General features: G+C 69.9%; 29 protein-coding genes. 14 read left to right on the forward strand and 15 right to left on the reverse strand.

Annotated elements, in window-relative coordinates; translation table 11 throughout:
• The first annotated feature begins 83 nt into the window (after positions 1–83).
• Positions 84–821, forward strand: coding sequence for an aldolase (locus P7V53_RS14935; protein WP_280156260.1), 738 nt, complete (start codon positions 84–86; stop codon positions 819–821).
• 9 nt (positions 822–830) lie between these two features.
• Here the strand turns inward: P7V53_RS14935 and P7V53_RS14940 are convergent, their stop codons facing one another.
• Positions 831–1,127 carry a hypothetical protein gene (locus P7V53_RS14940; RefSeq protein WP_280156261.1) on the reverse strand — a complete coding sequence of 99 codons (297 nt, stop codon included), beginning with the start codon at positions 1,125–1,127 and terminating at the stop codon, positions 831–833.
• A 358-nt stretch (positions 1,128–1,485) separates the two neighbouring features.
• On the opposite strand from P7V53_RS14940, the gene infA reads away from it, so the two are divergent.
• Positions 1,486–1,749: a translation initiation factor IF-1 gene (infA, locus tag P7V53_RS14945; RefSeq protein ID WP_280156262.1), complete on the forward strand. Its 264-nt coding sequence runs from the start codon at positions 1,486–1,488 to the stop codon at positions 1,747–1,749.
• A gap of 52 nt (positions 1,750–1,801) precedes the next feature.
• A complete protein-coding gene (locus tag P7V53_RS14950) occupies positions 1,802–2,434 on the forward strand; it encodes a glutathione S-transferase (protein ID WP_280156263.1) in 633 nt (210 codons plus the stop codon).
• 10 nt (positions 2,435–2,444) lie between these two features.
• Here the strand turns inward: P7V53_RS14950 and P7V53_RS14955 are convergent, their stop codons facing one another.
• Entirely contained in the window at positions 2,445–3,557 is a 1,113-nt protein-coding gene (locus P7V53_RS14955; protein ID WP_280156264.1) for a sigma-70 family RNA polymerase sigma factor, read from the reverse strand.
• A gap of 86 nt (positions 3,558–3,643) precedes the next feature.
• On the opposite strand from P7V53_RS14955, the gene P7V53_RS14960 reads away from it, so the two are divergent.
• Positions 3,644–3,946: a hypothetical protein gene (locus P7V53_RS14960; RefSeq protein ID WP_280156265.1), complete on the forward strand. Its 303-nt coding sequence runs from the start codon at positions 3,644–3,646 to the stop codon at positions 3,944–3,946.
• A 79-nt stretch (positions 3,947–4,025) separates the two neighbouring features.
• Positions 4,026–4,766: an MBL fold metallo-hydrolase gene (locus P7V53_RS14965; RefSeq protein WP_280156266.1), complete on the forward strand. Its 741-nt coding sequence runs from the start codon at positions 4,026–4,028 to the stop codon at positions 4,764–4,766.
• Between the two features lie 8 nt (positions 4,767–4,774).
• Here P7V53_RS14965 and P7V53_RS14970 read toward each other — a convergent pair whose 3' ends face one another.
• Positions 4,775–5,761 (reverse strand): trypsin-like peptidase domain-containing protein, encoded by a 987-nt coding sequence (locus P7V53_RS14970; RefSeq protein ID WP_280156267.1) that lies wholly within the window; start codon positions 5,759–5,761, stop codon positions 4,775–4,777.
• Between the two features lie 49 nt (positions 5,762–5,810).
• On the reverse strand, positions 5,811–7,628 hold the full coding sequence (locus P7V53_RS14975) for an alpha/beta fold hydrolase (RefSeq protein WP_280156268.1): 1,818 nt from the start codon (positions 7,626–7,628) through the stop codon (positions 5,811–5,813).
• Positions 7,629–7,759: 131 nt separating this feature from the next.
• On the opposite strand from P7V53_RS14975, the gene P7V53_RS14980 reads away from it, so the two are divergent.
• The gene (locus P7V53_RS14980; RefSeq protein WP_280156269.1) at positions 7,760–8,008 is read left to right on the forward strand and encodes a hypothetical protein; all 249 of its coding nucleotides are present in this window, start codon (positions 7,760–7,762) and stop codon (positions 8,006–8,008) included.
• 9 nt (positions 8,009–8,017) lie between these two features.
• Here P7V53_RS14980 and P7V53_RS14985 read toward each other — a convergent pair whose 3' ends face one another.
• From P7V53_RS14985 to P7V53_RS14995, 3 genes are read right to left on the reverse strand one after another with little or no spacing between them, the layout of a single operon-like run.
• Entirely contained in the window at positions 8,018–8,584 is a 567-nt protein-coding gene (locus P7V53_RS14985; RefSeq protein ID WP_280156270.1) for a histidine phosphatase family protein, read from the reverse strand.
• 12 nt (positions 8,585–8,596) lie between these two features.
• Positions 8,597–9,307 carry a CAP domain-containing protein gene (locus P7V53_RS14990; protein ID WP_280156271.1) on the reverse strand — a complete coding sequence of 237 codons (711 nt, stop codon included), beginning with the start codon at positions 9,305–9,307 and terminating at the stop codon, positions 8,597–8,599.
• Between the two features lie 38 nt (positions 9,308–9,345).
• Positions 9,346–10,164: a diguanylate cyclase gene (locus tag P7V53_RS14995; RefSeq protein ID WP_280156272.1), complete on the reverse strand. Its 819-nt coding sequence runs from the start codon at positions 10,162–10,164 to the stop codon at positions 9,346–9,348.
• A gap of 166 nt (positions 10,165–10,330) precedes the next feature.
• Here P7V53_RS14995 and P7V53_RS15000 point away from each other — a divergent pair, with 166 nt between their 5' ends.
• Complete coding sequence (locus P7V53_RS15000; protein ID WP_280156273.1) at positions 10,331–10,537, forward strand: dodecin; 207 nt, start codon at positions 10,331–10,333, stop codon at positions 10,535–10,537.
• Between the two features lie 8 nt (positions 10,538–10,545).
• Here P7V53_RS15000 and P7V53_RS15005 read toward each other — a convergent pair whose 3' ends face one another.
• From P7V53_RS15005 to P7V53_RS15015, 3 genes are all read right to left on the reverse strand, one after another.
• Positions 10,546–11,415 (reverse strand): serine hydrolase, encoded by an 870-nt coding sequence (locus P7V53_RS15005; protein ID WP_280156274.1) that lies wholly within the window; start codon positions 11,413–11,415, stop codon positions 10,546–10,548.
• 192 nt (positions 11,416–11,607) lie between these two features.
• On the reverse strand, positions 11,608–12,915 hold the full coding sequence (locus P7V53_RS15010) for a response regulator (protein ID WP_280156275.1): 1,308 nt from the start codon (positions 12,913–12,915) through the stop codon (positions 11,608–11,610).
• Between the two features lie 72 nt (positions 12,916–12,987).
• Positions 12,988–13,215: a hypothetical protein gene (locus P7V53_RS15015; RefSeq protein WP_280156276.1), complete on the reverse strand. Its 228-nt coding sequence runs from the start codon at positions 13,213–13,215 to the stop codon at positions 12,988–12,990.
• An 82-nt stretch (positions 13,216–13,297) separates the two neighbouring features.
• Between P7V53_RS15015 and P7V53_RS15020 the strand changes: the two genes are divergently transcribed.
• The 3 genes from P7V53_RS15020 (at position 13,298) to cphA (ending at position 17,310) form a co-directional block, all read left to right on the forward strand.
• Positions 13,298–13,558 (forward strand): hypothetical protein, encoded by a 261-nt coding sequence (locus tag P7V53_RS15020; protein ID WP_280156277.1) that lies wholly within the window; start codon positions 13,298–13,300, stop codon positions 13,556–13,558.
• Between the two features lie 120 nt (positions 13,559–13,678).
• On the forward strand, positions 13,679–14,605 hold the full coding sequence (locus P7V53_RS15025; RefSeq protein ID WP_280156278.1) for a cyanophycinase: 927 nt from the start codon (positions 13,679–13,681) through the stop codon (positions 14,603–14,605).
• Between the two features lie 23 nt (positions 14,606–14,628).
• Complete coding sequence (gene cphA, locus P7V53_RS15030; protein WP_280156279.1) at positions 14,629–17,310, forward strand: cyanophycin synthetase; 2,682 nt, start codon at positions 14,629–14,631, stop codon at positions 17,308–17,310.
• Positions 17,311–17,382: 72 nt separating this feature from the next.
• Here the strand turns inward: cphA and P7V53_RS15035 are convergent, their stop codons facing one another.
• Both P7V53_RS15035 and P7V53_RS15040 read right to left on the reverse strand, forming a co-directional pair.
• A complete protein-coding gene (locus P7V53_RS15035) occupies positions 17,383–17,616 on the reverse strand; it encodes a hypothetical protein (RefSeq protein ID WP_280156280.1) in 234 nt (77 codons plus the stop codon).
• Between the two features lie 155 nt (positions 17,617–17,771).
• Positions 17,772–18,278, reverse strand: a complete 507-nt coding sequence (locus P7V53_RS15040) for a DUF2231 domain-containing protein (RefSeq protein ID WP_280156281.1) — start codon at positions 18,276–18,278, stop codon at positions 17,772–17,774.
• Between the two features lie 151 nt (positions 18,279–18,429).
• Here P7V53_RS15040 and P7V53_RS15045 point away from each other — a divergent pair, with 151 nt between their 5' ends.
• Complete coding sequence (locus P7V53_RS15045) at positions 18,430–18,954, forward strand: hypothetical protein (protein ID WP_280156282.1); 525 nt, start codon at positions 18,430–18,432, stop codon at positions 18,952–18,954.
• Positions 18,955–19,020: 66 nt separating this feature from the next.
• A complete protein-coding gene (locus P7V53_RS15050; protein ID WP_280156283.1) occupies positions 19,021–19,239 on the forward strand; it encodes a hypothetical protein in 219 nt (72 codons plus the stop codon).
• An 11-nt stretch (positions 19,240–19,250) separates the two neighbouring features.
• On the opposite strand, the gene P7V53_RS15055 is transcribed toward P7V53_RS15050, so the two are convergent.
• A complete protein-coding gene (locus tag P7V53_RS15055) occupies positions 19,251–19,604 on the reverse strand; it encodes a YbaN family protein (RefSeq protein ID WP_280156284.1) in 354 nt (117 codons plus the stop codon).
• 102 nt (positions 19,605–19,706) lie between these two features.
• Here P7V53_RS15055 and P7V53_RS15060 point away from each other — a divergent pair, with 102 nt between their 5' ends.
• Positions 19,707–19,907 (forward strand): hypothetical protein, encoded by a 201-nt coding sequence (locus tag P7V53_RS15060; RefSeq protein WP_280156285.1) that lies wholly within the window; start codon positions 19,707–19,709, stop codon positions 19,905–19,907.
• Positions 19,908–20,011: 104 nt separating this feature from the next.
• Here the strand turns inward: P7V53_RS15060 and P7V53_RS15065 are convergent, their stop codons facing one another.
• Both P7V53_RS15065 and P7V53_RS15070 read right to left on the reverse strand, forming a co-directional pair.
• Positions 20,012–21,286: a cytochrome c gene (locus P7V53_RS15065; protein WP_280156286.1), complete on the reverse strand. Its 1,275-nt coding sequence runs from the start codon at positions 21,284–21,286 to the stop codon at positions 20,012–20,014.
• A 25-nt stretch (positions 21,287–21,311) separates the two neighbouring features.
• Positions 21,312–22,025, reverse strand: coding sequence for a c-type cytochrome (locus P7V53_RS15070; RefSeq protein WP_280156287.1), 714 nt, complete (start codon positions 22,023–22,025; stop codon positions 21,312–21,314).
• Between the two features lie 170 nt (positions 22,026–22,195).
• Here P7V53_RS15070 and P7V53_RS15075 point away from each other — a divergent pair, with 170 nt between their 5' ends.
• Complete coding sequence (locus tag P7V53_RS15075; protein ID WP_280156288.1) at positions 22,196–22,420, forward strand: hypothetical protein; 225 nt, start codon at positions 22,196–22,198, stop codon at positions 22,418–22,420.

A 22,420-nucleotide genomic window follows, 5' to 3' on the forward strand; every position in this document is an offset into this window, starting at 1 on the left:
AAGTCCTTTCACAGCTTGCAGGCTTTTCACGCCTTCTCGGGCGATGCGATGCTCTTGGCGGACACGGCACAGGACCTTCGACGATGACGACGTCAGACCACTCCACCTTCGACTCACCCGACATCCGCAGGCTGCGCAGCGACCTGGCGCTCGCGCTTCGTGCCGCGGACTATCACGGCCTCTCGGAGGGCATCTGCAATCACTTCAGCGTGGCCTTGCCGGACGGCAGCCCGCGCTTCCTGATCAACCCGCGCGGGCTGCACTGGAGCGAGATCGGGGCGGCCGACATCGTCATGGTGGATGCCGCGGGCGCCAAGCTCGCGGGTCGGCACGAGGTCGAGCCGACGGCGATGTTCATTCACGCCGCGGTGCACGGCATCGCGCGCAAGGCCTGCGTGCTGCACACCCACATGCCGTACGCGACCGCGCTCACCCTGACCGAGGCCCGCGCACTCGACACGACACTCTCGCAAGGCGCGATGCGCTTTCATGGGCGAATCGCGGTCGACCGCCGCTACAACGGGCTCGCGCTCGACATGGCGGAAGGTGAGCGCATCGCGCACGCGATGGCCGGCGCCGACGTCGTCTTCCTCGCCAACCACGGCGTCATCGTCTGCGGCGAGCGGCTGGACCACGCCTACGACGATCTCTACTACCTCGAGCGTGCCTGCCAGCTGCAGGTGATCGCTGCGTCGACCGGCGTGCCGGCGGCGCCGGTCGACCGCGCCCTGGCGGCGCGCGTGTCCCAGCAGACCGCGGGCGAACGGCTGCAGTCGGAGCTCTTCTTCAAGGCGCTTCGTCGCATGCTGGGCGAGCCCTGAAGCGGCTCTTCACGCGCGGCCGCCGCTGCGCGAGTCGATCAGCTGGACGAGGTTGCGCCCCAGCTCGGTGAGCTCGAGATTGCCGCCGTTCCAGCGCATCCAATGCAGGAGCACGTAGGCGTCGAGATCGTCCTCGGCCACCTCGCCGGCCCGGCGGCGCCACAGCTTGTCCGCAGACGAAGGAAGCGCCTCCAGCAGCGCCTGCCAGCGCGCCGGCTGCAGTCCGGCACGGCGGGCTGAAGACGGGGACAGCAGCAAGGCAATCTCGGCGCCGCTCGCCGCTGGTCGGATATCGCTTTGGCTCATGCCCGGTTCCCAGGAGCGCCTGCATCGACACGGCAACGCTGCTGGCGGTGTCGCTCCAGGCGAGTGGCGCGGCAGGCGTCGTTTCACGTCTCAGCGTCGGCCTGCCTCGAATCGAGTCAGGGTAGCACGCGAGCCAGGGTGGTAAAATTGCGGCTTCCGCCGGCGACGAGCGGCCCCCCGGGCCGCAGGCCTTCGACACCGGCATTGCTCCCACCCCCGAGCCGTTCTTCCGCCGATCCTGCCCGGGATCACCGCGGCGCGAGCGGCGCCTCTCGTCCACCCGCCAGGGTGCCTTTCGTACCGGCGCGACCCGGCTCTTCGCGCGCGGCCTGCATACACCGTCACCAGGAGAGCCGATATGGCCAAGGAAGAACTCATCGAGATGAGCGGCATCGTGAACGAGATCCTTCCGGACTCTCGCTTTCGCGTCACGCTCGACAACGGCCATCAGCTCGTGGCCTACACCTCGGGTCGGATGCGCAAGCACCACATCCGCATCCTCGCAGGCGACAACGTGTCGCTGGAGATGTCGCCTTACGACCTCAGCAAGGGACGCATCACGTTCCGCCACCTCGAGCGTCGCGGCCCGGCGCCGGCGGCGTTGCCACGACGTCGTCCTTGAAGGAGCCCGCGGCGTCCGCGCCCGGCGCTCCTCGAGATGGAGCCTTCATTCGATGCAATTGATCGGCATGCTCGATTCGCCCTATGTGAGGCGCATCGCCGTTTCGCTTCAGCTCCTGGGCCTGCCCTTCGAGCACCGCTCGGTCTCGGTGTTCCGGGGCTTCGATGAGTTCAGCCGCATCAACCCCGTCGTCAAGGCCCCGACCCTGGTCTGCGACGACGGCACGGTGCTCATGGATTCCACGCTGATCCTGCAGTACGCCGAGGGACTCGCCGGCGTGCGACGCAGCCTGATGCCGACCGGTGCCGCCGAGAGGCAGCACGCGCTGCGTGTCATCGGGCTCGCGCTGGCGGGTTGCGAGAAGACCGTGCAGATCGTCTACGAGCACGGCCTTCGGCCTGCGGAGAAGGTGCATGCCCCCTGGCTGGCGCGCATCACCGCGCAGGCCCTGGCCGCCTATGGGGCGCTGGAAGAGGAGCTTGCGCGACGACCGCCCGCGGCCGACAGCGCGAGCATCGATCAGGCCGGCGTGACGGCCGCGGTCGTCTGGCACTTCACGCAGAGCATGCTGCCCCAGGTGGTTCCGGCGAAGGACTTTCCGGTGCTGCAGGCCTTCACGGCGCGCGCCGAGCAGATGGCGCAGTTTCGTGCGGCGCCGCATGGGGATGGCACCTATCCGGTGTAGGCAGCTCGTCTCACACGCTGTGATCGAGCGTATAGCGGCCGATCACCCGTTCCCCCGCCAGCAGGCGCACGTGAATCCGATGCGCCGGCAGCGTGCGCACCAGCGCCAGCCGGGCCAGCCACACGACCTCTCCGGAGGCCGCATCGAAGGGAATGTCCTCCAGACGGCGCTCCGCCGCATCGAGCGAGGTCTGCACCACTGCATCGACCCGCTGCAGTCCCTCCAGCCGCGCCGGATAGCGTGCGACCAGCACGTCGTCGCCCGGCGCCACGCCGCAAGCCACGCTTGCGCCGGGGGGCACGCGGTACTCGCGCACCTTGGCGCCTCGCTGCGCCAGCGCGGCAACGAACGCCGGCGCGACGAATGCGCCGATGAGGCCGGCGGCAAGCGCTTCGCGCACGCCTCGCGCCAGCGCGATCAGCTCGTCCAGCTGCGCGCCGCAGGCATCGCATCCGAGCAGGTGCTCGTCGATCGCCGAGGTGGACGCTTCATCGGTCTCACCCAGCCAGTAGGCGAGCAGCCCGTCGAACTCGAGATGTGCGCTCATGCCGCGTTCCTCGCCTCGCCGACGCAGGCGCGCAGCCGCGCGATGCCGCGGTGGGCGGATGACCCGCACGTTGCCGGGCGACAGGCCCAGCGTGCCGGCCACGTCCTCGGCCGGGCGCTCTTCGTAGAAGCTCATCAGGATCACCGAGCGTTCGCGTTCGGACAGCCTTTCGAGGCACGCGGCGACACGCTCGTGGTCGTGGCGCGGCTCGACGGCGATGTCGGCGATGGCCAGCAGCTCGCCGTGCTGCTCCAGGAGTGCCTCGCGGCGCGCCTGGCGGCTGCGCATCTCCAGCACCGTCATGCGGCAGGCGCCGAGCACGAAGGACACGATGCGCTGCGGCTCGCGCACGTCGCCGCTGCGCAGCCGCTCGATCACCAGCACCATGACGTGCTGCATGAGGTCGGACGCGGCGTCGGCATCGCGCAGGTGGCGCAGTCCATAGCGCCGCACCCGCGGCGCCAGCAGGCGATAGAGCCGGGCTTCGGCCTCCAATGCCTGGCCCGGCGAGCTCGCCGCGATGCAGCCGGCCAGCTCGCCCTCGGGCGACGGCGTCAGCGTCGATGCGTCTTCCATGCCGTGGAGCATAGTCGCCCGAAAATCGTTTGAACCGGTTTCCCGCGCGCTGCAACCCAGGCCGACACAGCCCGAGGAGCCTTCAGATGAGCAGCGAGCCCTTTCCCTCGTTCAATCCGGCGATCGACAGCTTCCCCGCTGCTGGGCGGGACGCGTCGAGCACGCGACGCCTCGGCGAGCGGGCCCGGCGCTTCGAGGAGGCGATGCGCCTGATGGAAGACGGATGCTGGCACGCCTCGTTCCTGGCGCTGACCGAGCTGGCCGACGCGGGGCATCCGCAGGCGGCCCGCATCGCGCTGCTGTTCGTGCGGCGCGGAACGTCGCTGTTCGGCGGCAGCTTCCAGGCCAGTGCGCGCCAGCGAGAGAGCTGGCAGCGCGCCAGCGACTGATCCGCAAGCTTGCCGGCCGGGCTGTAACGCCTGGCCGGCTCGTGCCACATCCTGGAGCCAACCACTTCAGGAGCTTTCCATGGTCACGAATCCGCACACCGGCACCAACGTGCACGAGATCGCCGCCGGCATCTACCGCATCAACACGCCGGTCGAGCTGCCCGGCGATGCAGGGTCGTTCAGCTTCAACCAGTACCTCGTCGTCGATGACGAGCCGCTGCTGTTTCACACCGGCCCGCGACGCCTCTTTCCGCTCGTCAGCGAGGCCATCTCTCGGCTGATGCCGCTCGAGCGGCTGCGCTATGTCGGGCTGTCGCACGTCGAAGCCGACGAGTGCGGCGCGCTGAACGACCTGCTGGCGGCGGCGCCGCAGGCCGTGCCGCTGTGCGGTCGCATCGCCGCGCTGGTCTCGATCGGCGACCTCGCCGACCGGCCGCCGCGTGTCCTGGCCGACGGCGAGACGCTCTCGCTCGGACGGCACCAGCTGCGCTGGTTCGACACGCCGCATCTTCCGCACGGCTGGGACTGCGGTCTGCCGATGGACACGACGACGCGCACGTTCTTCTGCGGCGATCTGTTCACCCAGCCGGGCCGCGGCGACGTGCCGTTGACGCGCGCGGACATCCTCGGCCCCAGCGAAGCGTTCCGTCAGCCGATGGATTACTTCGCGCACACGCCGGGGACTTCCGCGCTGCTGGCGCGGCTGGGCGCCGAGCGGCCCGAGACGCTGGCCTGCATGCACGGCAGCGCCTGGGAAGGCGACGCGCAGGCGCTGCTGCGCCATCTCGCCGAGGCGCTCGCCACCGGTCGCCGGGGCTGATCCGGCGTTCAGCGACCAGCGTGCTCGCTGGGCCGCACCGTGATGTACAGCGGCTGGCCGGCATGGTTGCCGCGCAGCACCTTGAGCACACAGTCCTTGTGCACCCGGCTCGCGTCCAGCGTCTGGTGCAGGCGGTCGACCGAATCGATGGTGACGCCGTCGATGCCGACGATGAGGTCGCCTTCGTGGAGCCCCGCGTGCGCCGCCGGGCTGCCGGGCTCGACCGCCGACACGCGCACCGCATGCGTCTGCGTCAGGCTGAAGGCGAGCATCACGCGCCGGTCGAGCGCCGCCGTCGCGCCGCCCACGCCCAGGTAGCCGCGGCGCACGCGGCCGTGCTGGAGCAGCTGCGGAATCACCCAGCCCGCAATGTCGATGGCGACGGCGAAGCTGATCGACTGGGCGCCGCGGATGATGGCGGTGTTGACGCCGACCACCTCGCCGCGGCCGTTCAGCAGCGGCCCGCCGGAGTTGCCGGGGTTGAGCGCCGCATCGGTCTGGATCACGTCGGGGATGAGCCGCCCGGTGCCGGCGCGCATGCTGCGCCCGAGCGCACTCACGATGCCGGCCGTCACGGTGTGCTCGAAGCCGAGCGGATTGCCGATCGCCACCGCGATCTCGCCGCGCCTGAGCAGTGCGGAGCGACCGAAGGGCAGCGGCGCCAGCGTGCCGCGCGACATGCCGTCGATGCACAGCACGGCGAGATCGGTGTCCGGATCGTCGCCGACCCAGCGTGCTTCGAACTCGCGGCCGTCGCTCAGCGAAACCTGGTGCCGCTTCGCCGGCGCCTGTGCGCCCGCGCGCACGACGTGCGAGTTGGTCAGCAGGTAGCCATCGGGCGTGAACAGGAACCCCGAGCCGCCTCCCAGCGGCGCATCGCGGTCGCGCGCGTGGCCCCGGACGCGCACCGAGGCGACGCTGGGGCCGGCGCGCTCGACCACACCGCTCACCGTCTGCGAATAGGCATCGAGAAGGAACCCGTCGTTGCCGCCCAAGAAAGCACCTCCGGACGGCATCTGCGAGCCGGGCGGCGAAAGTTCAAGGTCAGCGCTGGTGCACGTAGCGGCCCGGCGCGGCATCCAGTGGTGGCAGCCCCTGTTCCGGTGCGCCCATTCCAGGAGGCGCCGCGCGACGCGAGGACCGGCGCGCGAGCCAGGCGAACCACGCGTTCCACCAGGAGCCGTCGATGCTGGGCGTGGCCTCCAGCCATTCCTCGGGCGCCAGCCGGCGGTTGCCGACATGCCACTCGCCGATGCGGTAGCTCGCCTTCTCGTTGCCCGGCGGGTTGACGATGCCGACGTTGTGGCCTCCGGCGGTCAGCACGAGCGTCTGCTCGGCGTCGGTGAGGTGATTGAGCTTGAACACCGAACGCCACGGCGCGATGTGGTCCTGCACTGTGCCGACGATGAACAAGGGCCCCTGGATGTCGTGCAGATGGATGGCTTCGCCGCCCAGGACCATCTCGCCGCGCGCCAACGCGTTGTCGAGGAAGAGGCGCCTCAGGTATTCCGAATGCATGCGGTACGGCATACGGGTGCCGTCGGCGTTCCATGCCATGAGGTCGGTCACCGGCTGGCGCTCGCCGAGCAAGTAGTTCAGCAGGCGGTACGACCAGACGAGGTCGTTGGATCGCATCATCTGGAAGGTCGCCCGCATCTGCCGCTTGTCCAGCCAGCCGCGCGGCCACATTCGATCCTCGAGGTGAGCCACCTGGCTCTCGTCGATGAACAGCGAAATCTCGCCGGGGTCGGCGAAGTCGGTCTGTGCCGCGAGCAACGTCACGCTCTTCAACGGCTGCGAGCCGCTGCGCCCGAGCGCCGCAGCGGCCATGGCCAGCAGCGTGCCCCCGAGGCAGTAGCCGAGGGCGTGCACGCGCGCGCCGGGCACGATCCTGCCGATCGCATCGAGCGAGTCGAGGATGCCGAGCTGGTGGTAGTCGTCGAAGCCGAGCTCGCGGTCGCCTGAATCGGGGTTCTTCCACGACACCGCGAACACCGTGAAGCCGCGATCGACGAGGTGCCTGACCATCGAGTTGTGCGGCGACAGGTCGAGGATGTAGTACTTCATGATCCACGCCGGCACGATCAGCACCGGCTCGGGGTGCGTGGTCGGCGTCGTGGGCTCGTACTGGATCAGCTCGATCAGGCGGTTGCGCAACACCACGCGGCCCGGAGTGATCGCCAGGTTCTCGCCGACGCGCCAGACCTCGGCGCCGGCCGGCGGCTGATCGCGCAGTTCGCGCACGGCGTCGTCCACCGCGTAGCCCATGCCGCGCAGCACGTTGGTGCCCGCCTGGTGGATGGTCTGCCGCAGCACCTGCGGGTTGATGAAGGGCGAGTTGGACGGCGCGAACATGTCGAGCCACTGTCGCGCCGCGAATTCCAGCATGTGCTCGTGGTGCCGCGTCACGCCCGGCACCGCGGACGTGGCGCACTGCCACCATTGCTGGCGAAGCAGGAAGCCCTGCGCGAGCCAGGAGAAGGGCGGCTGGCGCCATTGCGCGTCGTCGAAGCGCTTGTCCTGCGGCAGCGGCTCGATCACCCAGGGCTCGTCGGCGCCGCGTGCCAGCACGCTGGCTCCTCGCTGCAGCTGCCGCCCGGCGAGTTCCGCGAGCTCCCATTGCTTGGCCGGCGACGCGACAAGGTGCAGGCACCAGTCCATGAAGGCGCCTATCGGTGTCGCGGGCGCCCAGGAGCCGGGCCGGCCCGCCAGCGTCCTCAGCGCGCGCTGGATCTCCTGATAGCGCAGGAAGGTCTCCGACGGCGGCGTGCCGCGGCCCAGCCAGGGACTCGCGCCACGCTCGCGGTCGCCTTGCTTGCGGCGCGTCGACGAGGGGGGACGCAGGCGAGGGCGGGTGGCCATGTCCATGGCGCGAGCGTACGAGCGCAGCGACGGAATGGCTTGATTTGTGTCAACGGTAGCGACGTGAACAGGGGCTTGCATCGCCCCGGGCCGCCCGCAAAGATCCACCATCGACAGAGACAGGAGGCAGCATGGCACGCACATCCACGGCCGCCGTCGCGGTCGAAGCGCCGGATCCCGATGCGCTGTTCTCGGACTGGCTCGTGCAGGCACAGCGAATGCAGGCCGACGCGCTGGCCAGCTGGCAACAGGCGCTCTCCGGCCAGTGGAGCTTCGTCTCCAGCTGGTTCGAGCTTCAGGCGGAGCTGTCGAAGCCCGTCAATTCCATCTGGGATGGATGGATGGCGCAGTGGACGGGCGGCGTCCCGATCGACGGGTAGCGTTGACGGTCATGGCGGCGGGATGCGGCCCTGCACCTGCAGGTCGCCGCCGGGGCCGGGCGTGACGACGACCGTTTCGCCGGACGCCGGGCTGGTGCCGGCGAGCGAGACGATGTTGGCGCCATGGGTGACGATCAGCAGGTTGCCTCGGCCCTTCCAGGCCGCGATGAGCTTGCGACCGCCGGCGGTCAGGGCTTCGCGCTGATCGGCCAGCACGACGACGTTGCCGAACGTCGACTCCTCGTGAACGGGGCCCATGTCCATCAGCGTCGCGGTGTCGACGCAGCGGCACCACGGTGAGCTCAGCACCTTCGCGAACGCGATCCGGTTCTGCTTGAAGCGACGGCCGGCCGCTGCCGCGTCTTCCCGCCCACGCGGGCTGAGGTTGCGCTGCGTCGCGCAGTCGCCGAGCCGGAACCCCGGGGGATCGCCGACGTCGCCCGGCGCATCGGTGTGGCGCATCAGTGCGACCGCGCCGCCGCGCTGCAAGGCGGCCCAGGCCTTCGCCTCGTCGGCATCGGCGGCTGCCGGCACCAGCAGGCAGCTCAGCAGCGCGAGCAACGCGAGTCGGCGCATGGCGCAGTGGTGCTATCCCTTCGTCAAGCGATAGCGCGCGCCGACGCGCTCGACCGCATAGCGCTCGCCGTTGTTCGGCTGGATCCGCGTCGCGTCCTGGTCGCCCGGCAGTCGCATCGTCAGGGTCTCGAGCCGGCATTGCCCGTGCGTGCGGGTCATGTGCGGCGGCAGGTGGAACCATTCGCCGGCGAGCTCGTAGCGCACCGCCGACGCCGACCGGTTGGCGATGCGGAACTCGATGCGCGACGAGTTGGGGCGGCCGAACATCTGCACCGCGTAGTACCGCCCAGTCTTCGGGCTGCGCGCGACGGCGACGCCGGTTTCGGTGACATCGGGATCGAGCATGTTGCGCCGGTGCCCCGGCGACAGCTCCCAGCCGCGCACGAGCCGCTGGGCGAGGTCGGGCGAACGAAAGCCCGCGGAGTGGAACTGGTAGGCGATGTTCTCCGAGACCATGCAGTAGTCGTAGCCATGCGCCTTCGCCCGCTCGGGCGGCTGCTTGCCATCGGCTTCGTGGCCGTAGCGGTCGCTGCGTGCCATGAACTCCGCAAAGCTGCGCGCGGCCTGTTCGAGCCGGGGATTCGCCACCGTGGGCCCGGCGCCCTGCGAGCGGCGGAATTCGTTGGTCTGGGCCACGACCAGGCGGGCCACGTCGACGTGGTCGGTGACCTCGGCCAGGCCGGAAAGCGGAAGGGCGAGAAGAAGGCAGGCGATTCGCGACATGTCAGCGTGGCACAGCGAACGACGTGCCTACGCAGACCCTATCGTGAATTCACAGGGTAAGCCCCGCCGCTGCGGCTGGCTTCGAAAGGCAGGGTGCGCACGCAGTTGCGCCCGTCGGCCTTGGCCGCATACAGCGCGGTGTCGGCCTCGTGAATCATCCAGTCCAGCGACGGCAGCTCGTTGCGCAGCGGCGCCACGCCGATGCTCACGGTGGTGCTGACCTTGGCTGCTTGCCAGGGGACGGACAGGTTCTGCACCTTTTCGCGGATGCGCTCGGCCACGTCCAGCGCGCCCAGCGGGTCGGTGTGCGGCAGGAACACGATGAGCTCCTCGCCACCGAAACGGGCCAGCACGTCGGCCTGGCGCAGCTGTTCGCGCACGGTCTGGGCGATGCAGCGCAGCAGCTCGTCGCCACACAGGTGCCCGTGGGCGTCGTTCACGCGCTTGAAATGGTCGGCGTCGATCAGCAGCATCGCCGCCGGCGTGCTGTAGCGCCGGGCCCGGTCCCATTCGCGCTGCACGACCTCCATGAAGTGGCGCCGGTTGTGGACACCGGTCAGGTCGTCGTGGGTGGCCAGCACGGTGAGCCGCTGCCGCGCGCGATCGAGCTCGAAGACCAGCCGCAGAAGCAGCGAGCCGAACAGCGGCGCCAGCACCACCGAGCACAGCGTCGCGGACGCCAGCGCGATCCTCCAGTCGCCGCGGCCTAGCACCAGGACCACCGTTTCGGCGATCAGCACTGCCAGCAGGGCGATCGTTGCTGTCATCGCGAGCATGGCGCGCCTGAGGCCCAGGCGCAGCACGACGCGGCTCAGCCAGCGGAACCAGCCGGGTTCGTCATCGGGAGTGAAGGCCATCGGGATCGGGAGAGAGGGATTCCACCGATTCGACCACAACCGGCAGGGTTGCGGGCGTGGCGGCGTCACGAGGCCGGCAGGCCGGCGTGAAAAACGTGTCGCCGGCGGTTGTGGTTTGCCGGCAAAGCGGCTAGCGTCGTGGCCCCAGACCTGCGAGGAGACCACGATGAGCAACCATGTCTACAAGACGCTGGAGCTGACCGGATCGTCCCCGATCAGCATCGAGGAAGCGGTCCAGACGGCGCTTTCCAAGGCGCACGAGACGATCCGCAACATCCAGTGGTTCAGCCTGATCGAGACCCGCGGCCACGTGGTCGAGGGCAAGGTGGCGCACTGGCAGGTGACGCTGAAGCTCGGCTTCACCCTGGAGTGAGCGCCGGGTCAGCGGCGCTTGCGCACGCTGACCTTGTGCACCTTGCGCACCGGCTGCAGGCGCGCCCTCGGCGCGGCCAGGTCGGGAAGCGGCACGCCGAGCCAGCGCTGGATGTTGTGGGCGTCGAGCGTGCGCTCCCACGAGTCCATCGCGCCCATCAGGACGATCAGGATGTGCCGGCCGGCGGCGGTGAGGCGCATGGTGAGGCAACGGCCTGCCTCCTGAGTGAAGCCGGTCTTGGACACGAGGATGTCCCAGCCCGGACGCCCGACCAGGCCATTGGTGTTGCGGAACACCCGCGGGCGTCCGCTGACGAGGATGGTCTGCTGGGCCTGGCTCGTCGCATGCTCGATCTCGGGGTAGGCCGACGCCGCCTTGAGGATCCTGACCATGTCGCGCGCCGTCGCATGGTTGTTCGGCGACAGGCCCGTCGGCTCCTCGATGACCGTGTTCTCGAGCTCCAGCGCCTCGATCTTGCGCAGCGCCGCGGCCTGGAAGCCGGCGTGGCCACCGGGATAGGTGCGCGCGAGCGCCGCGGCGGCATGGTTGTCGGAGGACATGAGCGCGAGCTGCAGCAGGTCGCGGCGCTCGATCATCGCGCCGACCGGCACGCCGGAGGTCGTGTGCTTCAAGGTGTCGAGATCCTCGCGCGTGATGCGCACCACCTCGTCTGCCGGCAGGCCCGCGTCCAGCACCACCATCGCCGTCATCAGCTTGGTCATCGAGGCGATGGGCGCGGCGGTGGTCGCGTTCTTCTCGAACAGCACCTGGCCGCTTTCCTCGTCGACGACGAGCGCGCGAGCGGATTCGAAGGAGATATCGGCTCGGGCCGCGAAGCAGGCACAAAGCAGCACGGAGAAGAAGACGTTCTTCAGCATCGGGGAACAGCGGTGAAAGGGGGAGGCGGGCGAGCCGGCGCGCGTGCGGGCACGAAGCCAACGCACAGATCGTCATTACGGACTACACCTGAATACAGTGGTTCCGCAAAAAGCGCAGCAAAAGCGGTGGTGTTACACGAACGTGCTCGGGCGGCGGCGAACTTGGCCGCTGTCGTGTAAAGACTGCACGCCTCAAGGCTGTGCGACCGTGGCGGGGGCCGCGGGCATGACCCGCGTCACTTCCCGGTGGATGGCCTCGAGCGTCAACGGCTTGCACAGGTAGCCGTCCATGCCCGCGTCGAAGCACGCGCGCTCGCCGATCGCCATCGAATCGGCCGTGGCCGCGACGATCGGGAAGGGCGCGAGCGCACCGTCGCGCTGGAGCTGGCGCAGCACGCGCGTCGCTTCCAGGCCGTCCATTCCCGGCATGTGCACGTCCATCAAGACGAGCTGCGGCGCCCGTTCGCGGCAGCGCTGCACGGCCTCGGCTCCGCCGCTGGCGGTGGTGACCTCGAAGCCCGCCATCTGAAGCAGCCCGCTCGCGACCAGCAGGTTGACCGCGTTGTCGTCGACCACCAGCGCGTGCGGACGGTCCGAGAAGCTGATGGGCGCGGGCACCGTCTCGCCGGACAGCGTGTCGATCTCGTCGCAGGCGCGCCGCGTGAACTCGTGCAGCTCGGCCGGGCTGAAGGGCCACAGGCGGAAGTCGATGTCGGACGCGCCGCGGCGCGCGGAGCCGAAGGTTCCCGCGAGGACCAGTTGGGCATGGGGCAGCCGCTGCCGCACAGGCTGCAGGTCCACGTCGCCGAGTCCCGGCGATTCGGTGGCAATGACGAGCAGCGGGCGCGCCATCGCACTCGACATGCGGTCGAGCTGATCCAGCATCTGCGGCACGGAGGAGAAGCTGGTCGTCGCCCAGCCCAGGCGCTGCAGCCGTCGCACCAGCGACTGATACGCCGCGGGCGTCTCGCTGATCAGCCAGGCGCGGGCGCGCTGTGCGTTCGGCAGCGACGCCCCAGGGTCGATCTCGCGCGCCGGCACGCTGATGTCGAAGGCGAACAGCAGTCCGTCCGTTCGATTGGCCGCGAAGGAGACGGTGGCGCCGGTGATCGGACAGCGGCCCGCGGCGACCCGCGCCTGCGCGTCGGCCGCGCTGCCCGCGAGGTCGGCGGCGTGCGGGCGCTCCCGCAGGTCGAGCCGCCGCAGCACCTCGCCGACGCGTTGGTCATCGGCGCGCTCGCCCGTGCCCGCGATGCTGACCGACACGTCGGCCATGCCGTGTTCGCGCAGGTCGGTCTGCGCGCAGATGAAGATGAATCCGTCCTTCAGCAACCCCAGCGTCGCCAGCGACAGTCGCTGCAGCCCGCCGTGCATGGCCGTGCGATCGGCATCGAGGTCGATCAGCGGGCCGCGGTAGTCGAACAGGAACAGCAGCTCCTTCTGCCATGCGAGTGGCACGAGCTCACGCGCGCTGTGGGTGAAGAATTCTGCGAAGTCCATGCCCGACTCGAGCGGCCGTCACGGCCCGCAACGTATCCACGGGCAACGGTTGTGCCCGAATCGTCGAGACCTTCAGGGCGTGATGCCCGTGGCACCCGAGCCGGTGGGCCGGATCCCGATGCCGAATGCGCCGCCGCGCGCCGGGAGCGGCGCCTGGTCGGGCGCTTCGGCCGGGGCTGCGGCTGCCTGCGCAACGGCTTCGCTCGACAAGGGCGCCTGCACGGCCGGCTCGGGCAGGGGCGAGCAGCCCGCCAGCCAGGCGAGCCCCGTCGATGCGATGGTCAGGTGTCTGTGCTTCATCCGGTGCTCCAACGGTGCGTCGCCGCCGCCGTTCGGGCATGCCGCGTGCCTGCATCGGGGACCCGTTCCCATCGAGACCGACATGAAGGATCCGGATGCCCGCCAGAAGGAAGCCAAGCGGCTGGAAGGCAACGCCAAGAAACCGGCCAAGGTTCCCACCTACCAGGAGTTGCTCGACGAGTCGCTCGACGAGACGTTTCCCGCCAGCGATCCGATCTCGCCCAGCGCCGCAATGCACGCCGCCAAGCAGGTCAGCACCGGCAAGGACGACGTCGACTGGCAGCTCAAGCCGGGCGCCGACGCCAAGCCGCCGCCGGCCAGGAAGCGTTCCGCTCCGCGCTGAGCCGGTCGCCGTCCCGATCGGACGGCAAGGCCGAGGCGCGGCGAGCAAGTTCTACCCGCCAGCCCCTACCCATCTTCCGTACGCCGAGGAAGTTCTCGGCTGGCGATCAGGGAGTGCTGAATGCCCAGACAGCCCCGCAAGAAGACGCAGCGACACGGCCATCTGTTCATCATCGGTGGCGCGGAGGACCGGGAAGAGGACAAGCTGGTGCTGTCGCGCTTCGTCGATCTGGCCGGCGGCCGCAAGGCCAGCATCGCGGTGCTCACCGCGGCGAGCAACTACCACGACGAGGTCTGGAAGGTCTACAACGACGCTTTTCGCGACCTGGGCGTGACGCAGTGCGCACCGGTGGTGATCGACAACCGGGAGCAGGCCAACGACGAGGTGCTGGCGAAGGCCATCTACGACGCCGACGCGGTGTTCATGACCGGCGGCGACCAGGTCAAGCTGCTGTCGCTCATCGGCGGCACGCGGCTCGACCACGCCATGCACTGCGCGCTGCGCGAGCGCGGCACCTGCATCGCCGGCACCAGCGCGGGTGCTTCGGCGATGTCCGAGCACATGCTGTATGAAAGCGGTCCCGAACTGCAGCCGATCAAGGGCAGCGTGCGCATCGCCGCGGGGCTCGGCTTCATGCGCCGCGTCGTCATCGACCAGCATTTCTCCGAGCGCAAGCGCATCGGCCGGCTGCTGTCGGTGGTCGCGCAGAACCCCTACCTGCTCGGGGCCGGCATCGACGAGAACACGGCGCTGATCGTGGAGCCGGGCCTCGGACTCGAGGTGATCGGCGAGGGCGCGGTGACCATTCTCGACGGCCGCGAGATGCTCACCAGCTTTCTCGACGAAGACCGCCACCAGCAGCTCGAGCTCACCAACGTGAAGCTGCACCTGATGCCGGCCGGCGCGCGCTACTACTTCGACGCCAAGGGACAGGGCCCGCAGACGCGGACCAGCGACGGGCGCATGGTGCCGATCGCGCTGTACGACGTCGTGGCCGCCGTGGCCAGCTCCTCCGACGCCCCGCTCGCGGCGCCGCTGGCGGCGTGAACGAACTTGCGACAAAGGACAGCATGAAGGTCATCGAACGCCGTTTCCTGCGGGGCCCCAACCTGCACGCGCTGCGCCCCTGTTTCCTTGCCGTGCTCGACCTCGAGGACCTGGACGAGGTGCCCTCCACGGCGCTGCCGGGCTTCACCGAGCGCCTGGTGGAGCTGTTGCCAGGCCTGGTGGAGCACCGCTGCTCGGTGGGGCGGCGCGGCGGCTTCGTGGAGCGCTTGCGCGAGGGCACCTACATGGCCCACATCGTGGAGCATGTGACGCTGGCGCTGCAGAACCTCGCGGGCCACGACCTCGGATTCGGCAAGGCGCGCATGGTGCAGGGCATGCCGCGGCAGTACCGTGTCGTCGTCGAATACCTCAGCGAGCGGCTGGTGCGGCACGCGCTCGACATCGCCGTCGAGCTGGTGTCGCGGCTGGCGGGCGGACGGCCCTTCGAGCTCGAGGCGGCGGTGGCGCAGCTTCGCCAGATCGCCTCGCGCGAGGCGCTGGGTCCGAGCACGCGCGCCATCGTCGAGGCGGCGCGCCGCCGAGGCATCCCGACAGTGCGGCTGGCCGACGAAGCCCATCTCTTCCAGCTCGGGTGGGGCGTGCGCCAGCACCGGATCCAGGCGACGACGACCAGCCGGACCAACTACGTCGCGGTGGAGATCGCCAGCGACAAGCAGCTCACCAAGGCGCTGCTCGCCGAAGCGGGGCTGCCGGTTCCCGAAGGCCGGACCGTGGCGACCATGCAGGACGCGAGCGAGGCGGCCCGCGCCATCGGCCGGCCGGTGGTGGTCAAGCCGCTGGATGCCAACCAGGGCAAGGGCGTCAGCACCGCGGTGGACAACGAGCCGGCGCTCGCGGCGGCCTTCGAGCGGGCTCGGGCGCACGGAGAGCAGGTGATCGTCGAGGAACATCTCGAAGGCGACGACTATCGCGTGCTCGTCGTCGACGGCCGGGTGGTGGCCGCCGCCCGGCGGCTTCCGCCTCGCGTGAAGGGCGACGGGCGGTCCACCGTGCGCGAGCTGGTCGAGCGCGAGAACGCCGATCCCGCGCGGGGCCACGGGCACGAGAACGTGCTGACCAGGATCCCGCTCGATGCGCTGGCCGAAGAGGCGCTCGCCCAGCAGGCGCTGCAGGTGGACAGCGTCCCGGGCGAGGGCCGCATCGTGCGCTTGCGCGGCAACGCCAACCTCTCGACCGGCGGCACCGCCGAGGACGTGTCGGCCGAGATGCATCCCGACACCGGCCGGGCCTGCGTGCGCGCCGCGCGCAAGATCGGCCTGGACATCGCCGGCATCGACCTGGTGTGCCGCGACATCCGCCGGCCGCTCGCCGAGCAGCGCGGCGCCATCATCGAAGTGAACGCGGCGCCGGGCATCCGCATGCACGAGCACCCGAGTCAGGGACGGCCGCATCCGGTCGGCGAGGCGATCGTCGAGTCGCTGTTCCCGAACAGCACCGACGGCCGCATTCCGGTCGTTGCCATCACCGGCAGCAACGGCAAGACGACGACCACGCTGGCCGTCGCCCACGTGCTGCAGCGACTGGGCCGATGCACCGGCGTGACGACCACCGAAGGCGTGTTCGTCGGCGGCCAGCAGGTGAGCGAGGGCGATTGCACCGGCTACTGGTCGGCGCGTGCCGTGCTCAGTTCACCGGAAGTCGAGGTGGCGGTGCTTGAAACGGCGCGCGGCGGCATTCTCAAGCGCGGCCTGGGCTTCGACCGCTGCGACGTTGCGGTGGTGCTGAACGTGCAGCGCGACCATCTCGGCAACGACGGCGTCGAGACCCTGGACGACCTGGCCGAAGTGAAGGGGCTGGTGGTCGAGGTGGCGCGCAAGGCGGTGGTGCTCAACGCGCAGGACGAGCGCTGCGTCGCGATGGCCGCACGCGCGCCGCGCGGCTGCGAAGTGATCTATTTCGCGCAAGACCGAAGCCATCCCGTCTTCGCGCGCCATCTGCAGCAGGGCGGGCGAGGCGTCCACGTGCAGCAGGGCATCGTGATGCTGGGGCATGGCGAGCACGACATGCCGCTGGTCGACGTGACCCGGCTGCCGTTCACGCTGCAGGGGCTCGCCAGGCACAACGTGGAGAACGCACTGGCGGCCTTCGCGGCGCTGCTCGCGCTCGACATCGCAGGCGACAGCATCGGCGCGGCGATGGCGAGCTTCACCTCGAGCGCGCATCAGAACCCGCTGCGTCTCAACGTCTTTCGCAGCTGCGGCATCACGCTGCTGGTGGACTACGCGCACAACGCCGCGGCTTACCGCGCCATCATCGCGACCGCGCGGGGTCTGACTGCGCAGCGTGTCATCGGCGTTGCGACGGCGCCGGGCGACAGGCGCGACGACGACCTGGCCGAGATCGGCCAGGTGTGTGCCGACGGGTTCGACGACGTGGTGTTCTACGAGATGGACGAGTTTCGCGGCCGGGCGCCCGGTGCGACCGCGCAGCAGCTCGAGCGCGGCGCGACGCAGGCGCGCGCGCCGTGGCGCACCGTGCTCGACGTGCGCGAGGCGATTCGCGAAGCGATGCGAAGGGCGCGTCCCGGCGATGTGGTCGTGCTCGGCTGTGCGAGCCATCTCGACGAGGTGCGTGACGCGCTCGGTCACGCCGACATCGCCGCGGTGGACCTCGGCGCGCTGGGGGCTGCGCAGCTGAGCCCGGATGCCGTGTCGGCGTTCGCGGAGGAAAGCACCGCCGCATGACAGCGCGCCGGCCCTGGAGCCGGCGCGCTCAGCGATGCGTCGGCGCCTTGCGGGCGCCGACGGAGCGCCGTCTTACTGGCTGGCCGCGCTCGCGGCGGCGCTGGGGGCCGTGCTCGAGGTGCCGCTGCCGGAGGTGGTGCCGCCGGAGGTCGCGCCGCCGGAGGTGCTTCCGCCTGGGGTGGTGCTCGCCGTGCCGCTGCCGGCGGCACCGGTCGTGGCCGTTTCATCGCGGCGCTGGCAGGCCGTCAGGGAAGCGAGCGCGATCAGCACGATGGTTGTCGCTTGGGCGGTTTTCAAAGCATTCATGGCAGGTCCTTGTAGAAAGGGAGGCAAGGTTGTTCACGAGATGTACTGGTTCACGGTTCTCGCCCAAGAAAAGCCCGTGGACGACCGTGCCCGGACGCTAGCCGGCATCCCGCGTGCCCATGACCCTGGCGAGGTAACGCTGCGTTTCTGCGGTTTCAGTGAACCTGGCGCGCCTGCGCCTCGTGATGTCGATGGGTGATGGAGTTCGATGCGTTCACGTTGGCGTCGTCGTAGACGCCAACGCCCAGCCGCGCCACCAGCTCGCCGCCGAGCCAGGCCGTGAACAACGCGATCAGCGCACCCACCAGGCCCAGCAGGATGGCCATGATGCCGGGCGGATCGGAAGGATTGCCGCCGCGCAGCAGCCAGCTGGCCGCGAACAACAGCGTCACGACGGCGTTGCCGCCGCCGTGCAACGCGCCTATGCGCTTGGCGCGCGTGTTCTTCTCGATCGCCAGCCAGTCGACCAGCCCGAACGGCGCGGCGACCAGGGCCCCGATGAGTCCGGCGGCCATCATCCAGTACGACACGGCGGCCATCTCCGGCCTGTCGGTCACGAGGAAGGCGATATCGAACATTACCGCCGTGGCCAGCAGGCCGAGCGGAAAGACGATCAGCATCTGGTGCACCGAGTGGCCGAGGAACCTGGCTTTGCTCTGCATACGGTCTCCAGCGGATGTGCGGGGTCAGGCCATCTGCGGCAACCGCTGTGCCCACAGCTGGGCACAGCGGTTGCCGTCACCCGGGTGATGCCCGGGCGCGCCGCGCACAACGAGAGGCACAACAGCAGTCACCTACTGAAAGGAGTTCAAGATGGCGTCGAATAACCAGGGGAATCAGAACAACCCGAACAGCCCGAGCCAGGGCGATCAATCGCAACGCAACGAACGCGGGCAGGCGAGTCAGGGTGAACCGGGCAAGACGGGCAGCCAGAGCCAGACGGGCATCGGCGGCCAGGGTGGACAGCAGCAGTCCGGCGGCCCGGGTGGACAGCAGCAGTACGGCGGCCAGCGCGGCCAAGGCAGCCCCAGCGAGCGCTCGGGCGCCCAAGGCGGCGCTGGCAGTCAGGGCGGCGCCGGCTCGCAGAATCCGGGCATGGGCAGCGGCTCGCAGGGCGGCGGCACCGGCGGCCAGAGCGATCGCGGCAGCGCGTCGCAGGAGCGCGGCAGCACGGGCGTGGGCGGCAGCCCCGACATGGACCGCGACCGCGGCGGCAGCGCCTCGCAAGGCGGGGCGGGCAGCAGCGGCGGCCGCAGCGGCCAGGACCTGAACCAGGGCGGTTCGCGCGGCGGCAGCTCGGGACAGGGTAGCGAAGGCGGCGGATCCGAGCGTCGCTGAGGACGGCTTCGGTCCGAGCTCGAAGGGATGGCGCGCCATCCCTTCTTTTTCCTTTCAGGACCTGCGATGAAGCCCGTTCCGCTCACCGAACTGCAGCAGGATCAGCTCGACTGGATCTCTCGCTTCGCCGATCGGCTGCGCCTCGAGCAGCCCCAGCTGGGCGCCGAGGACGTGGGCATCGACCTCAACGATCTCGCGCGTCAGGCGTGGGAGCGGCTGGATTGGCGGCGGCTCGGCCCCGAAGCCGCGGCGCAACGATGGCTCAGCCGGCGCTCGCTCGACTGAGCAGGCTGCGATCACTCTTCCGGCCGCATCCAGATCCACACACCCACCGCGAACAGCAGGACCGGCAGCGCATAGGCCAGCCATGCCGGCACGGGTGCGAACCAGACCAGCACGCAACTGCCCAGCATGCCGACGGTCGCGAACCACTTGGCGCGACGCGGAACGGCGCGCCGCGCGCGCCAGCGGGAGATCATCGGCCCGTAGACCTCGTGCGCCAGCAGCCGGTCGTCCAGCCAGGGCCATCCGCGGCTGGCGGCGGCCGCGGCGAGCAGCAGGAAGGGCACGGTCGGCAGCAGCGGCAACACCACGCCCGCGAGGGCGAGCAGGATGCAGAGGATGGCGGCCAGGCGCCAGAGCAGCGTCACGCGTGCATCATGCCGCGAGCGCATAGTCCGCCGCGCTCGTCGGGGCATCGCGGCTGCGGGCACGGTGCTTGCTGCATTGCGTCATTCGAGCAGGAGGTTCTCATGTCAGATCGACCGATTCGCCACGAAGGCGCCACCGAAGTCGAGGTCTCCCCGACCGTGCGCCTGGGCCCCAGCTTGCGCCTGACCAAGGAGCAGCTCGCGGCCGCGCAGCGAACACGCGACTATCACCTGCGGCGCATGCAGACCGCGTTCATGCGCGAGCAGCAAGCCGGCCCCGACGCGGCTACCCGGGAGTCGTGAAGCGCGAGACTCGCGCGAGCGAAGATTCACAACTCACGAATCACTGCATTCCACACACGCTGCAAAAAATGCGGCAGTAGCTGCGCCCGACCTCGGACACGGACTCAGCGATAACGCAGCGCCTCGATGGGCAACACCATCGAGGCGTTGTTGCCCCAGCTTCCCCGGATGTAGCTCAGCACCGCCGCGACGTCGTTGTCGTCGAGCTGCTGGCTGAAGGGCGGCATGCCGAAGGGCCGTGGATTGCCGGCGGTGGCCGGCAGGAAGCCGCCGTAAATCACGATGCGCACGAGGTTGGCCGGGGCGTCCATGGTCACCGCGCGATTTCCGGCAAGCGCCGGATAGGCGCCGGGCGAGCCTTCACCGCGCTCCCCGTGGCACTGCGCGCAATTCTGGTCGTACAGGCGAGCGCCCCGCTGCATCAGTGCGGGATCGCGTTTCTTGACTTCGTCGTCGACCGGCGGCTGCTGCTGCGGCAGCGCACGCAGATAGACGGCCATCGCCTGCAGGTCGGTGTCGCTGAGGAATTGCGTGCTGCGGTACACCACCTCGGCCATGGGCCCCAGCACCGAGCCCTTGGGCGCCACGCCGCTCTTCAGCAGCGCCACGACCTCGGGCGTGCTCCAGCTCGCGACGCCGGCTTCGGCCGGCGAGACCAGCGAGGGCGCATACCAGCTCTGCATCGGGATGAGTCCACCGCCGAGCTCCAGCTTGCCGCTGGTGGCTCCCAGGATGTTGCGACCGCCATGGCAGGCGTTGCAGTGGCCGAGTCCGTGGACGAGGTAGCTGCCGCGATTCCATTCGGCCGTGCGTGTCGGGTCGGCCTTGTGGGTGCCGGGACTGAAGAACAGCGCACGCCAGACGGCGAGCGAGAGCTGCGAGTCGTACGGAAAGCGCAGCGCATGCGGCTTGTTGGGCTGCGGCACCGGCGCGAGGCTGCGCAGGTAGGCGTAGAGCGCATCGGAATCTTCGCGCGTGATCTGTGTGAAATTGGGATAGGGAAAGGCCGGGTACAGCAGCCGGCCATCGCGCGAGCGGCCGTTGTGCATGGCCCGCCAGAAGTGGGCCGCCGACCAGGCGCCGATGCCGGTCTTGGTGTCGGGGGTCAGATTGCTCGCGTAGACCGTGCCGAAGGGTGTTTCCACGCCGGGACCGCCGGCGTAGGGCGCGCCGCCGCGCGCCGTGTGGCAGGCCCCGCAGTTGCCGGCACGCGCCAGATAGGCGCCTCGTTCCACCAGGGCAGGCGTGGCCGCGAGCGCGGGTGCGGCGTCGTCCACCTTCGGCTCGTCTCGCAGGTTGAGTACCGCAATCAGCACGGCGGCCGCGACCAGCAGCCCCAGCACCGCCGCGATGGCCAGACCGAGCCGCCGCCTGCTCACCTGAAGCCCTCCGGCCGTGCGCGGCTCATCGCGCCGCGCCCTCGAGCCCGCTGCCGCACAGCAGTGGCAGCGGCGTCGCGATGCGGTCGATCGGCTTCGCGCTGGGCGGGATGGGTCGCGATGCCAGCCAGGAGGCGACGGCGGAGACGTCCTCGTTGGTCAAGCGCTCGGCGATCTGCGCCATGCAGTCGGGGGCGGCCGCATGGCGCCGGCCGTTGCGCCATGCGCCGAACTGCGCAATGACGTAGTCGCGCGGCAGGCCCAGCAGGCCGGGCATCGCGGGGGCGACGCCCGTCAGCGTCGAGCCATGGCATTGCGCGCACGCCGGAATCTTGCGCGCCGGATCGCCGTGCTGCACCAGCGTCTCGCCGAGGCGGGCGGACTCCGACGTGCCGGTGAGCGGGGGCGGCGGTGCGTACGGCAGGTCGAGGGAGGCGAAGTACGTCGCCATCTCCCGCAGGTAGTCGTCGGTCAGGTGCTGCACCAGATACGTCATGGCGGCGTTCGAGCGCAGTCCATCGCGGAAGTTGATGAGCTGGTTGTACAGATAGCCGGCCGGCTTGCCCGCGATGCGCGGGAAATAGCCTTCGCGGGTGGCGCGACCTTCCTTGCCGTGGCAAGCCGTGCAGGTTCGCGTGCGCTCCGCGATCGTGTCGGGCACTGGCGCGGCCCGGGACGGCACGGCAGCGGCGACGCAGGCGGCGGCAGCCAGGAAGAGGACGGTGCGGATGGGGGTCATCGCGGAGCCCGGCTGCACGAGGAAGTGCCACTGTAGCGACGCGGCCCCGGCTCGCGAAGCGCGAACTTCAGCACGCTCTGCGGGCTTCGTTGAAGGGGCGCCCTTCCGGTCGTGTTTCGATTAGATACATTCGACACCATCAAAGACAACTTGCCCGACGGAGTCCTTCGATGCACGCCATCACGATCCAGGCAACGCTGCTCAACTGCCCCGAGGGACGAGTCGTGCTGGCGCGCGATGCCGACCAGCGTCCGATGTTCGGCGTGAGCGTGACCGGGCAGGCCCCGAAGTTCGTCCAGATCGATCGCGTGACCATGCTCGAGCTCGAGCGCGGACAGGTGGACGTGCGCACGGCGATGACGCAGCGCTGCGCGGGAATCGTGATCGGCGCGTGA

It is taken from the genome of Piscinibacter sp. XHJ-5, from assembly GCF_029855045.1.
In the GTDB taxonomy this organism is placed as follows: domain Bacteria; phylum Pseudomonadota; class Gammaproteobacteria; order Burkholderiales; family Burkholderiaceae_C; genus Albitalea.

What these genes read in the sequence shown, in the direction of transcription:
- P7V53_RS14960 (WP_280156265.1), top strand. Translation starts at nt 3,644, where the DNA reads ATGAGCAGCGAGCCCTTTCCCTCGTTCAATCCGGCGATCGACAGCTTC.
- P7V53_RS15050 (WP_280156283.1), top strand. Translation starts at nt 19,021, where the DNA reads ATGAAGCCCGTTCCGCTCACCGAACTGCAGCAGGATCAGCTCGACTGG.
- P7V53_RS15010 (WP_280156275.1), bottom strand. Translation starts at nt 12,915, where the DNA reads ATGGACTTCGCAGAATTCTTCACCCACAGCGCGCGTGAGCTCGTGCCA.
- P7V53_RS14950 (WP_280156263.1), top strand. Translation starts at nt 1,802, where the DNA reads ATGCAATTGATCGGCATGCTCGATTCGCCCTATGTGAGGCGCATCGCC.
- P7V53_RS15005 (WP_280156274.1), bottom strand. Translation starts at nt 11,415, where the DNA reads ATGCTGAAGAACGTCTTCTTCTCCGTGCTGCTTTGTGCCTGCTTCGCG.
- P7V53_RS15075 (WP_280156288.1), top strand. Translation starts at nt 22,196, where the DNA reads ATGCACGCCATCACGATCCAGGCAACGCTGCTCAACTGCCCCGAGGGA.
- P7V53_RS15025 (WP_280156278.1), top strand. Translation starts at nt 13,679, where the DNA reads ATGCCCAGACAGCCCCGCAAGAAGACGCAGCGACACGGCCATCTGTTC.
- cphA (WP_280156279.1), top strand. Translation starts at nt 14,629, where the DNA reads ATGAAGGTCATCGAACGCCGTTTCCTGCGGGGCCCCAACCTGCACGCG.
- P7V53_RS14935 (WP_280156260.1), top strand. Translation starts at nt 84, where the DNA reads ATGACGACGTCAGACCACTCCACCTTCGACTCACCCGACATCCGCAGG.
- P7V53_RS15040 (WP_280156281.1), bottom strand. Translation starts at nt 18,278, where the DNA reads ATGCAGAGCAAAGCCAGGTTCCTCGGCCACTCGGTGCACCAGATGCTG.
- P7V53_RS15000 (WP_280156273.1), top strand. Translation starts at nt 10,331, where the DNA reads ATGAGCAACCATGTCTACAAGACGCTGGAGCTGACCGGATCGTCCCCG.
- P7V53_RS15020 (WP_280156277.1), top strand. Translation starts at nt 13,298, where the DNA reads ATGAAGGATCCGGATGCCCGCCAGAAGGAAGCCAAGCGGCTGGAAGGC.
- P7V53_RS15060 (WP_280156285.1), top strand. Translation starts at nt 19,707, where the DNA reads ATGTCAGATCGACCGATTCGCCACGAAGGCGCCACCGAAGTCGAGGTC.
- P7V53_RS14940 (WP_280156261.1), bottom strand. Translation starts at nt 1,127, where the DNA reads ATGAGCCAAAGCGATATCCGACCAGCGGCGAGCGGCGCCGAGATTGCC.
- P7V53_RS15035 (WP_280156280.1), bottom strand. Translation starts at nt 17,616, where the DNA reads ATGAATGCTTTGAAAACCGCCCAAGCGACAACCATCGTGCTGATCGCG.
- P7V53_RS15015 (WP_280156276.1), bottom strand. Translation starts at nt 13,215, where the DNA reads ATGAAGCACAGACACCTGACCATCGCATCGACGGGGCTCGCCTGGCTG.
- P7V53_RS14955 (WP_280156264.1), bottom strand. Translation starts at nt 3,557, where the DNA reads ATGGAAGACGCATCGACGCTGACGCCGTCGCCCGAGGGCGAGCTGGCC.
- P7V53_RS14980 (WP_280156269.1), top strand. Translation starts at nt 7,760, where the DNA reads ATGGCACGCACATCCACGGCCGCCGTCGCGGTCGAAGCGCCGGATCCC.
- P7V53_RS14995 (WP_280156272.1), bottom strand. Translation starts at nt 10,164, where the DNA reads ATGGCCTTCACTCCCGATGACGAACCCGGCTGGTTCCGCTGGCTGAGC.
- infA (WP_280156262.1), top strand. Translation starts at nt 1,486, where the DNA reads ATGGCCAAGGAAGAACTCATCGAGATGAGCGGCATCGTGAACGAGATC.
- P7V53_RS14985 (WP_280156270.1), bottom strand. Translation starts at nt 8,584, where the DNA reads ATGCGCCGACTCGCGTTGCTCGCGCTGCTGAGCTGCCTGCTGGTGCCG.
- P7V53_RS15070 (WP_280156287.1), bottom strand. Translation starts at nt 22,025, where the DNA reads ATGACCCCCATCCGCACCGTCCTCTTCCTGGCTGCCGCCGCCTGCGTC.
- P7V53_RS14990 (WP_280156271.1), bottom strand. Translation starts at nt 9,307, where the DNA reads ATGTCGCGAATCGCCTGCCTTCTTCTCGCCCTTCCGCTTTCCGGCCTG.
- P7V53_RS15045 (WP_280156282.1), top strand. Translation starts at nt 18,430, where the DNA reads ATGGCGTCGAATAACCAGGGGAATCAGAACAACCCGAACAGCCCGAGC.
- P7V53_RS14965 (WP_280156266.1), top strand. Translation starts at nt 4,026, where the DNA reads ATGGTCACGAATCCGCACACCGGCACCAACGTGCACGAGATCGCCGCC.
- P7V53_RS14975 (WP_280156268.1), bottom strand. Translation starts at nt 7,628, where the DNA reads ATGGCCACCCGCCCTCGCCTGCGTCCCCCCTCGTCGACGCGCCGCAAG.